The 9,083-nt window shown below is 44.3% G+C and carries 10 protein-coding genes; 9 read left to right on the top strand and 1 reads right to left on the bottom strand.

Annotated elements, in window-relative coordinates; all coding sequences use genetic code 11:
• Positions 1-137: 137 nt before the first annotated feature.
• The gene (gene dnaA, locus BCU12_RS08500; RefSeq protein ID WP_102403907.1) at positions 138-1,538 is read right to left on the bottom strand and encodes a chromosomal replication initiator protein DnaA; all 1,401 of its coding nucleotides are present in this window, start codon (positions 1,536-1,538) and stop codon (positions 138-140) included.
• A gap of 366 nt (positions 1,539-1,904) precedes the next feature.
• Here dnaA and BCU12_RS08495 point away from each other — a divergent pair, with 366 nt between their 5' ends.
• From BCU12_RS08495 to mioC, 9 genes are all read left to right on the top strand, one after another.
• Positions 1,905-2,651 (top strand): amino acid ABC transporter substrate-binding protein, encoded by a 747-nt coding sequence (locus tag BCU12_RS08495; protein ID WP_102403906.1) that lies wholly within the window; start codon positions 1,905-1,907, stop codon positions 2,649-2,651.
• A 125-nt stretch (positions 2,652-2,776) separates the two neighbouring features.
• Entirely contained in the window at positions 2,777-3,448 is a 672-nt protein-coding gene (locus BCU12_RS08490; protein ID WP_102403905.1) for an amino acid ABC transporter permease, read from the top strand.
• Positions 3,445-4,182, top strand: a complete 738-nt coding sequence (locus BCU12_RS08485; protein WP_102403904.1) for an amino acid ABC transporter ATP-binding protein — start codon at positions 3,445-3,447, stop codon at positions 4,180-4,182. The genes BCU12_RS08490 and BCU12_RS08485 overlap by 4 nt, the downstream gene beginning before the upstream one ends.
• Before the next feature lie 228 nt (positions 4,183-4,410).
• Positions 4,411-4,545, top strand: a complete 135-nt coding sequence (gene rpmH, locus BCU12_RS08480; RefSeq protein ID WP_004735800.1) for a 50S ribosomal protein L34 — start codon at positions 4,411-4,413, stop codon at positions 4,543-4,545.
• Positions 4,546-4,590: 45 nt separating this feature from the next.
• Positions 4,591-4,914 carry a ribonuclease P protein component gene (gene rnpA, locus BCU12_RS08475; protein WP_241909781.1) on the top strand — a complete coding sequence of 108 codons (324 nt, stop codon included), beginning with the start codon at positions 4,591-4,593 and terminating at the stop codon, positions 4,912-4,914.
• Complete coding sequence (gene yidD, locus BCU12_RS08470; RefSeq protein ID WP_102403903.1) at positions 4,881-5,138, top strand: membrane protein insertion efficiency factor YidD; 258 nt, start codon at positions 4,881-4,883, stop codon at positions 5,136-5,138. Before rnpA ends, yidD begins: the two co-directional genes overlap by 34 nt.
• Before the next feature lie 2 nt (positions 5,139-5,140).
• Entirely contained in the window at positions 5,141-6,763 is a 1,623-nt protein-coding gene (yidC, locus tag BCU12_RS08465) for a membrane protein insertase YidC (protein WP_102403902.1), read from the top strand.
• 113 nt (positions 6,764-6,876) lie between these two features.
• Positions 6,877-8,238: a tRNA uridine-5-carboxymethylaminomethyl(34) synthesis GTPase MnmE gene (gene mnmE, locus BCU12_RS08460; RefSeq protein ID WP_102403901.1), complete on the top strand. Its 1,362-nt coding sequence runs from the start codon at positions 6,877-6,879 to the stop codon at positions 8,236-8,238.
• Positions 8,239-8,282: 44 nt separating this feature from the next.
• A complete protein-coding gene (gene mioC, locus BCU12_RS08455) occupies positions 8,283-8,720 on the top strand; it encodes an FMN-binding protein MioC (protein WP_102403900.1) in 438 nt (145 codons plus the stop codon).
• The last annotated feature ends 363 nt before the right edge of the window (positions 8,721-9,083 follow it).

Here is a 9,083-nt window from a genome sequence, read left to right as displayed (position 1 = left end):
TCCAGACACTTGCTGAAGTGGCTTAATCAAATGGCTACGTTCAATGGTAAATTTCATAGTTAACTCTTAACGGTAATTTTTCTTCTGCCTGTTATTTTAACAGGCGATCACGACAAATGAAGTCAGCAACGAATGCTTTACGAAGATAATGTTCGAATCAGGTTCGAATAATCTTCTTTAATATCGTGACTCTCTTCGCGCAACTGGTGAATCTTACGGCATGCGTGCAGCACAGTGGTGTGGTCTCTACCACCAAAGGCATCCCCAATTTCAGGCAAACTGTGGTTGGTCAATTCTTTAGCCAGTGCCATCGCCAATTGACGTGGACGAGCAACAGAGCGAGAGCGACGCTTGGAAAGTAGATCGGCCACCTTAATCTTGTAGTATTCAGCAACGGTCTTTTGAATATTATCAATCGTAACCAGCTTTTCTTGTAGAGCCAATAAATCGCGCAATGCCTCACGTACGAAGTCAATGGTAATCGGACGGCCAGTAAAGTTCGCATTGGCTATCACACGGTTCAATGCACCTTCAAGCTCACGAACATTCGAGCGTAGGCGTTTCGCAATAAAGAACGCTACTTCATCAGCAAGATGAATTTGGTGGTCTTCCGCTTTCTTCATTAAGATCGCAACACGCGTCTCGAGTTCTGGTGGTTCGATCGCAACGGTTAAACCCCAACCAAATCGAGATTTAAGTCGATCCTCTACGCCATTGATCTCTTTAGGATAACGGTCAGACGTTAAGATGATCTGCTGATTGCCCTCAAGTAAGGCATTAAAGGTATGAAAGAACTCTTCTTGAGATCGCTCTTTATTCGCGAAAAATTGAATATCATCGATAAGCAGAGCATCCACACTGCGATAGTAACGTTTGAACTCTTCAATCGCGTTATTCTGTAGCGCTTTTACCATATCTTGCACAAATCGCTCAGAGTGCATGTAGACAACTTTTGCGTTTGGCTTGTTATCCACAATCGCATTACCAACGGCATGCAATAAATGTGTTTTACCTAAACCCGTACCACCGTATAAAAAGAGAGGGTTATAGGCCGAACCTGGGTTATCCGATACCTGACGCGCGGCTGCAAGGCCCAGTTGGTTCGATTTACCCTCAACAAAGTTATTGAACTTGTGCTTCGGGTTTACGTTCGAGCGATGGTTTATATCTGCAATGGCTTCTGCATCATCATCCCATGTTTTATGAACGGGTTTACGCGCTTGCAATTGTGCTGGAGCCGATGACATAGCCGCGATATCAGCAGGCGTACGTTTCGGTGCCGCTACCGGAGCGGGACGGCTGCCTACTTCAAAATGCAGACTTGGAATATCGTTTCCACAATACTCCTTTAGCAAGCGATTGATGCTATTGAGGTATTTATCGCGAACCCAATCAAGCACGAAACGGTTAGGTGCAAATAAAGTGAGAGTATTGTCATTGAGTTCTGCTTGTAACCCACGGATCCAAGTGTTGAACTCAGTTGCGGTTAGCTCTTCTTGTAATTGTTGCTGGCATTGCAACCAAAGCGAAGATGACACGGTGCCCTCACTCGAAGTCATTGATAGGAAAAGACTGGCGATTTTACCTGTTGATAACCAAGATCGCCAGTGAATGATCGACGTTCCAGTGAATAAGATCAAAGTTATTCACAATATTTAGGTCCAAAACCGCCAGATCAACACATCTTGCCCTTTATTTATTCACACATTGATCCACATTGTGGATGAAAACACTCGATCCATCCTCTGGTGATAACTCTGTGAATTAAATTATTCACAGACGATCATTCTGTGGATAGATAAATTAACTTATACCACTTTACTCTAGTTTATCGCTCTTAGTTATTTCTCTAACTGATAGCCTTACCAGTAGTATCTCGTACTACATAAATATGGAGTTGTATTATGAAAAACTGGATTAAAGCAGCAATTGCCGTTATTGCACTATCAGCAAGCACTGTTCAAGCAGCAACAGACGTGAAAGTTGGCATGTCTGGCCGCTATTTCCCATTCACTTTTGTTCAACAAGATAAGCTTCAAGGGTTCGAAGTTGACCTGTGGGACGAGATTGGTAAACGAAACGACTACAACGTTGAATATGTGACAGCAAACTTTTCTGGTTTATTTGGTCTTTTAGAAACAGGCCGTATTGACACAATTTCAAACCAAATCACCATGACCGATGCGCGTAAGGCAAAATACCTATTTGCAGACCCATATGTAGTCGATGGTGCTCAAATTACTGTTCGTAAAGGCAATGATACGATTAAAGGCATTGAAGATCTATCTGGTAAGACGGTTGCGGTAAACCTAGGATCGAACTTTGAACAGCTACTGCGTAACTACGATAAGAACAACGAAATCACAATTAAAACCTACGATACTGGTATCGAACACGATGTCGCACTTGGCCGTGCTGATGCTTTTGTGATGGATCGTCTGTCAGCGCTTGAGTTGATCAAAAAAACGGGTCTGCCTCTACAACTTGCGGGCGAACCTTTTGAAACGATCCAAAACGCTTGGCCGTTTGTAGACAACGAGCAAGGCCAGAAGCTTCAAGGTGAAGTCAATCAAGCACTAGCAGCGATGAGAGAAGATGGCACTTTAGCTAAAATCTCTGAAAAATGGTTTGGTGCCGATATCACTAAGTAATCAATAACGGTTTACGCTATATAAAGGTGGGACGTCGTGTTCCGCCTTTTCTTGTCTCTACTACACCATAAATACTGTTAACGTCAGCATTGTTGGTATAACTAACATCTATATAAGGTTACTTGATGGGTTTTGATATTCACTACATGATTGAGCTAATTCCAATATTACTCAAGTACTTGGGTACAACGATGGAAATGGCTACCTGGGGGCTCGTCTTCTCATTAGCGTTTGCCATTGTACTAGCGAATATTCGAGTCTTTAAGGTTCCCGTATTCGATCAATTAAGTCAGCTCTACATCAGCTTCTTCCGTGGTACACCACTTTTAGTGCAACTTTTCCTGCTTTACTATGGGCTTCCTCAGATCTTCCCCATTTTTATTGGCTTAGATGCCTTCAGTGCAGCAGTCATTGGTTTAACCTTGCACTTTGCGGCCTACATGGCAGAAAGCATACGCGCAGCGATCATCGGCATTGACCGGAGCCAAATGGAGGCAAGTTTGTCGGTTGGTATGACCTCAACCCAAGCGATGCGACGGATTATTCTTCCGCAAGCAACACGTATAGCCCTGCCTTCTTTGATGAACTATTTCATCGATATGATCAAATCAACCTCGCTCGCCTTCACCCTTGGGGTGGCAGAAATCATGGCCAGAGCTCAAATGGAAGCCTCTTCAAGTTTTCGCTTCTTTGAAGCCTTCCTTGCGGTTGCACTGATCTACTGGGGAGTCGTACTCATACTCACTCGCATTCAAATTTTGGCAGAAGCCAAGCTTAATAAGGCTTATCAGCGATGATCAAATTGCACAACATCCATAAACACTTTGGCGATACTGAAGTGTTAAAGGGCATCGACCTTGAAATCAAACAAGGCGAGATCATAGTCATCATCGGATCCAGTGGCACAGGGAAATCAACGCTGCTTCGATGTGTGAACTTTTTAGAACAAGCCGATCAAGGCAGTATCACCATTGATGATGTGTCAGTGGATACACAATCGCACACCAAAACGGAAGTGTTGGCACTAAGAAGAAAAACAGGGTTCGTCTTTCAAAACTACGCACTCTTTGCACATATGACCGCACGACAAAATATAGCTGAAGGGCTCATTACCGTCAGAGGCTGGAAAAAAGAACAAGCCTTAGAGAAAGCCCAGCAGATATTGGATGACATCGGATTAGGGGACAAAGGGGACAGTTACCCCGCCGCGCTATCAGGCGGTCAACAGCAGCGTGTCGGCATCGGCCGGGCAATGGCATTTCAGCCAGAATTGCTGTTATTTGATGAACCAACTTCCGCACTCGATCCAGAATGGGTGGGGGAAGTTCTTAATCTAATGAAGAAGTTAGCGACACAACATCAAACGATGTTGGTGGTCACTCATGAGATGCAGTTTGCCAAAGAGGTCGCTGATCGCGTGATCTTTATGGCCAACGGACATATTGTTGAGCAGGGTTCTCCACAGGATATTTTTGACAATCCACAGGATCCTCAACTCAAGAAGTTCCTTAATCAAGTCGGTCTTGATTAAAGATCTAACTAAGTGTTCTAAAGATCCTTGAGATTTTATTTACACTACGTATAATCGGCCGACCGGAATTTAGCTAAACCCAATCATTGACTCTTTTTGTGACAGTGATTACAATTCCGCCTCTTTGTTGAGAGGCGTCGGTCGTTCTTTCTACTTATAGAGAGATACATTGTGCCCACGCCGGGTTAACTAAGAACCTAAAACTACTGATCAGTAAAGGTATTTAAAATGAAACGCACTTTTCAACCAACAGTTCTAAAGCGCAAGCGTACTCACGGCTTCCGTGCACGCATGGCGACTAAGAACGGTCGTGCAACAATCAATGCACGTCGTGCTAAAGGCCGTAAGCGTCTTTCTAAGTAATCTTTGATTATTTTGAATAAGCTAGCCTTCTGTCGGGAGTTACGTTTGTTAACTCCCGAACACTATCAAAATGTCTTCCAGCAAGCACATCGTGCTGGTTCACCTCATTTCACCATCATCGCTCGTAATAATTCACTTTCTCATCCTCGTCTCGGTTTAGCCGTTCCAAAAAAACAGATTAAAACCGCGGTAGGAAGAAATCGTTTTAAACGTCTCGCTCGTGAAAGCTTTCGTAACAGTCAACATCAACTTCCTAACAAAGATTTTGTTGTTATTGCCAAAAAAAGCGCGCAAGATTTAAGCAATGATGAAATATTCAAGTTGTTTGATAAATTATGGCTTCGCCTGTCTCGCCCTTCGCGTGGTTAACTATTGGTCTGGTCTATCTGTATAGATGGATTATCAGCCCAATGATTGGTCCTCGCTGCCGATTTACTCCAACCTGTTCGCTTTATGCGATTGAAGCGTTGAAAGCTCACGGTTTTGTAAAAGGGTGTTGGTTATCAGGCAAACGTCTATTAAAATGCCACCCTTTGAACGAAGGGGGTTACGACCCCATTCCACCAGTCCAAAAACAAGACAGAGATAAATAACGATGGATTCTCAACGTAATATCCTGCTGATTGCTTTGGCTTTGGTCTCTTTTCTACTTTACCAACAATGGAATGTAGCAAAGAATCCAGCGCCTCAAGCAGTTGAACAGGCACAATCTAACGGTTCGCTTCCTGCACCATCTTTTGCTGATGATCTCGACCCTGCTCCAGGCCAATCGTCTGCGTCAGCGAAAACAATCACAGTGACTACGGACGTACTGACTCTGTCTATCGACACGGTTGGTGGTGACGTTATTCATGCTGATTTGAATGAGTACGATGAAGAATTCGATTCAGAAGAGTCTTTTGTATTGCTACAAAATACTCAAGCACATCAATTTATTGCTCAAAGTGGCTTAGTGGGTCCTCAAGGTATCGATTTAAGCAGCACAAATCGTCCTAACTACCAAGTATCAGCGGACAGCTTTACGTTGGCTGATGGCCAAGATGAGCTTCGTATCCCAATGACGTACCAAGCAAACGGCATTGATTACGTTAAGACCTTTGTTCTTAAGCGCGGTAGCTACGCTATCGACGTCACCTTCGATGTTGCCAACAACTCTGGCAATAACGCGACGGTCGGCATGTACGCACACCTACGTCAGACTGTTCTAGACAAAGGTGGCAGCTTAACAATGCCAACGTACCGTGGTGGTGCATATTCAACTGAAGATACGCGCTATAAGAAATACAGCTTCGGCGATATGCAAGATCGTAACCTGTCTATCAACCTGCCAAACGGCCAAGGTTGGGCAGCAATGATTCAGCACTACTTCGCAACGGCGTGGGTTCCACGTAACGAGCCTGGCACTAGCTTATACACTCGCGTGATTGGCAACCTTGCTGACATCGGTGTTCGCATGCCAAACAAAACCATCGCGACGGGTGAAAGCACGAATTTCGAGAGCACACTTTGGGTGGGCCCGAAACTGCAAAACGAAATGGCAGCAACCGCTCCTAGCCTTGACCTTGTAGTCGATTATGGCTGGTTGTGGTTCATTGCTAAACCACTGCATACACTTCTTTCGTTCATTCAAAGCTTTGTTGTGAACTGGGGTGTGGCTATCATCATCCTAACGTTCATTGTTCGTGGTGCAATGTACCCACTAACAAAAGCGCAATACACCTCAATGGCAAAAATGCGTATGCTTCAGCCTAAGCTGACGGCAATGCGTGAGCGCATTGGCGACGACCGTCAACGTATGAGCCAAGAGATGATGGAGCTGTATAAGAAAGAGAAAGTGAACCCACTGGGTGGTTGTTTGCCTATCTTCTTACAAATGCCTATCTTCATTTCGCTGTACTGGGCGCTAATGGAATCTGTGGAACTTCGTCACTCTCCGTTCTTCCTATGGATTAACGACTTGTCGGCGCAAGACCCTTACTTCATCTTGCCGCTTCTGATGGGTGCTTCAATGTTCCTCATCCAGAAAATGAGCCCGACCACTGTAACGGATCCTATGCAGCAGAAGATCATGACCTTTATGCCGGTTATGTTTACGTTCTTCTTCCTGTTCTTCCCTTCAGGTCTTGTTCTTTACTGGCTGGTATCAAACATCGTGACGCTGATTCAGCAAACGTTGATTTACCGAGCATTGGAAAAGAAAGGCTTACATTCTAAGTAATGTAAGACTGAATAAATAAAGAAAGGCGGCCAAAAGGTCGCCTTTTTGTTTTGCGCTGATTACAATTGCGCTAATAACTATCAATTTCGTCGAACTATCGAATTGGCAAAACTATGACTACAGATACTATTGTTGCTCAAGCAACTGCACCCGGCCGTGGTGGTGTTGGAATTGTTCGTGTTTCCGGCCCCCTCGCTACCCAAGTCGCTTTAGAGGTGACAGGGAAAAGCCTTAAAACACGTTATGCCGAATACCTTGCCTTCAAAGCAGACAATGGCACAGAGCTCGATCAAGGCATTGCGCTGTTCTTTCCAAACCCTCACTCTTTTACCGGTGAGGATGTGTTAGAACTGCAAGGGCACGGTGGTCCTGTGGTAATGGATATGCTCATCAAGCGAATCTTAGCCATTTCAGGCGTTCGCGCAGCAAAACCTGGTGAATTCTCTGAACGCGCATTTCTAAACGACAAAATGGATTTAGCTCAAGCAGAAGCGATTGCCGATTTGATTGACGCAAGCTCTGAAGAAGCCGCTAAATCTGCACTTCAGTCGCTTCAGGGGGAGTTCTCTAACCGAATCAACACCCTTGTGGACTCACTTATTCATCTGCGTATCTACGTTGAAGCCGCTATCGATTTTCCAGAAGAAGAGATCGACTTTCTGGCTGATGGCAAGGTTTCCTCAGATCTCCAAGCTATCATCGACAACTTAGAAGCGGTTCGCAAAGAGGCCAACCAAGGCGCGATTATGCGTGAAGGCATGAAGGTGGTTATTGCGGGTAGACCAAACGCGGGTAAGTCGAGCTTATTAAACGCATTGTCTGGGAAAAAGTCAGCCATTGTCACTGAAATAGCCGGCACAACACGCGATGTCTTGCGCGAACATATCCATATCGACGGAATGCCACTTCATATTATCGATACTGCCGGCTTGCGAGATGCGTCTGACGAAGTCGAGAAAATTGGTATCGAAAGGGCTTGGGAAGAAATAGAACAGGCCGATCGAGTCCTATTTATGGTGGATGGCACGACAACAGATGCGACCGATCCTACCGATATATGGCCTGATTTTGTTGATCGTTTGCCTGAAAATATTGGCATGACAGTCATTAGAAACAAAGCCGATCAAACCGATGAAGATCTTGGCATCTGCCATGTGAATTCGCCAACGTTGATCCGCTTATCTGCGAAGACCGGCCAAGGTGTTGATTCGCTTAGAACCCACTTGAAAGAGTGCATGGGCTTTTCAGGGGGCAGTGAAGGTGGATTCATGGCTAGACGTCGACACCTTGATGCTCTTGAACGCGCAGCGCAGCATTTAGAAACTGGGCAACAACAGCTTGAAGGGTACATGGCTGGAGAGATCCTTGCGGAAGAATTAAGAATTACACAACAACATCTTAATGAGATAACGGGTGAATTCAGTTCAGATGATTTACTCGGTCAAATATTCTCATCTTTCTGTATTGGTAAATAAAAAGCTTACAGCTCAGTAAAGGATTTAAAACAAGGATAAACGTTATGATTCATATAATTACGGGTAGTACTCTCGGTGGTACAGAGTACGTGGGTGACCACATCAATGATCATTTAGTTGGCGCTGGCCTCGATGTCACCGTGCACAATGAGCCCACATTGGATTCTGTACCAGCCAATGGAACATGGCTCATCGTGACATCAACCCATGGTGCTGGAGAGTATCCAGACAACATTCAGCCGTTTATACATGGGCTACAATCAACGCCACCTAAGATGGCAGATGTTAAATACGCAGTGATAGCGATCGGCGATTCAAGCTATGACACCTTCTGTAATGCGGGCAAACATGCTGATCTTTTACTCACTGATATTGGTGCAACTCAGTTGAGCGAATGCTTCCTCATTGATGTGATTAACACGCCAACTCCTGAAGATGCTGTCGATGTTTGGCTCGAAAACAACCAATCCTTGCTTAACTGATCAATGCAGAAACGTAGAAAGTGGCCCTTAGAGGTCACTTTTTTTTGATTTTTACTTCCGTGTGAATAACTTTCTACGATTATTTTTTATCAATTGGACGAAAATCACTCAATTAATCTGTGGATAAAAAGGTAGATATACCGTTATGATCCTATAGTTATCCAACTAATAACTTATATGCCTAATTTCACCTGTGCATAAGTACCCTTTTTGATCCCAGCTAATCCTCTGCTTGATCAAGGGTAGATCACAGAAAACGATCCGAGAAAGATCCATGATCTTGTTGATCATTTTTCACTTATCCACAGAGATCATGCTCCTTAATAATAGATCTAATAAAAGATCTCTCTATAGATCCTATAT

The sequence above is a fragment of the Vibrio sp. 10N.261.55.A7 genome, assembly GCF_002877365.1.
Classification (GTDB): Bacteria; Pseudomonadota; Gammaproteobacteria; order Enterobacterales; family Vibrionaceae; genus Vibrio.
The sequence above is the reverse complement of the archived record's forward strand: the minus strand, read 5'-3'. Positions and strand labels throughout refer to the sequence as shown.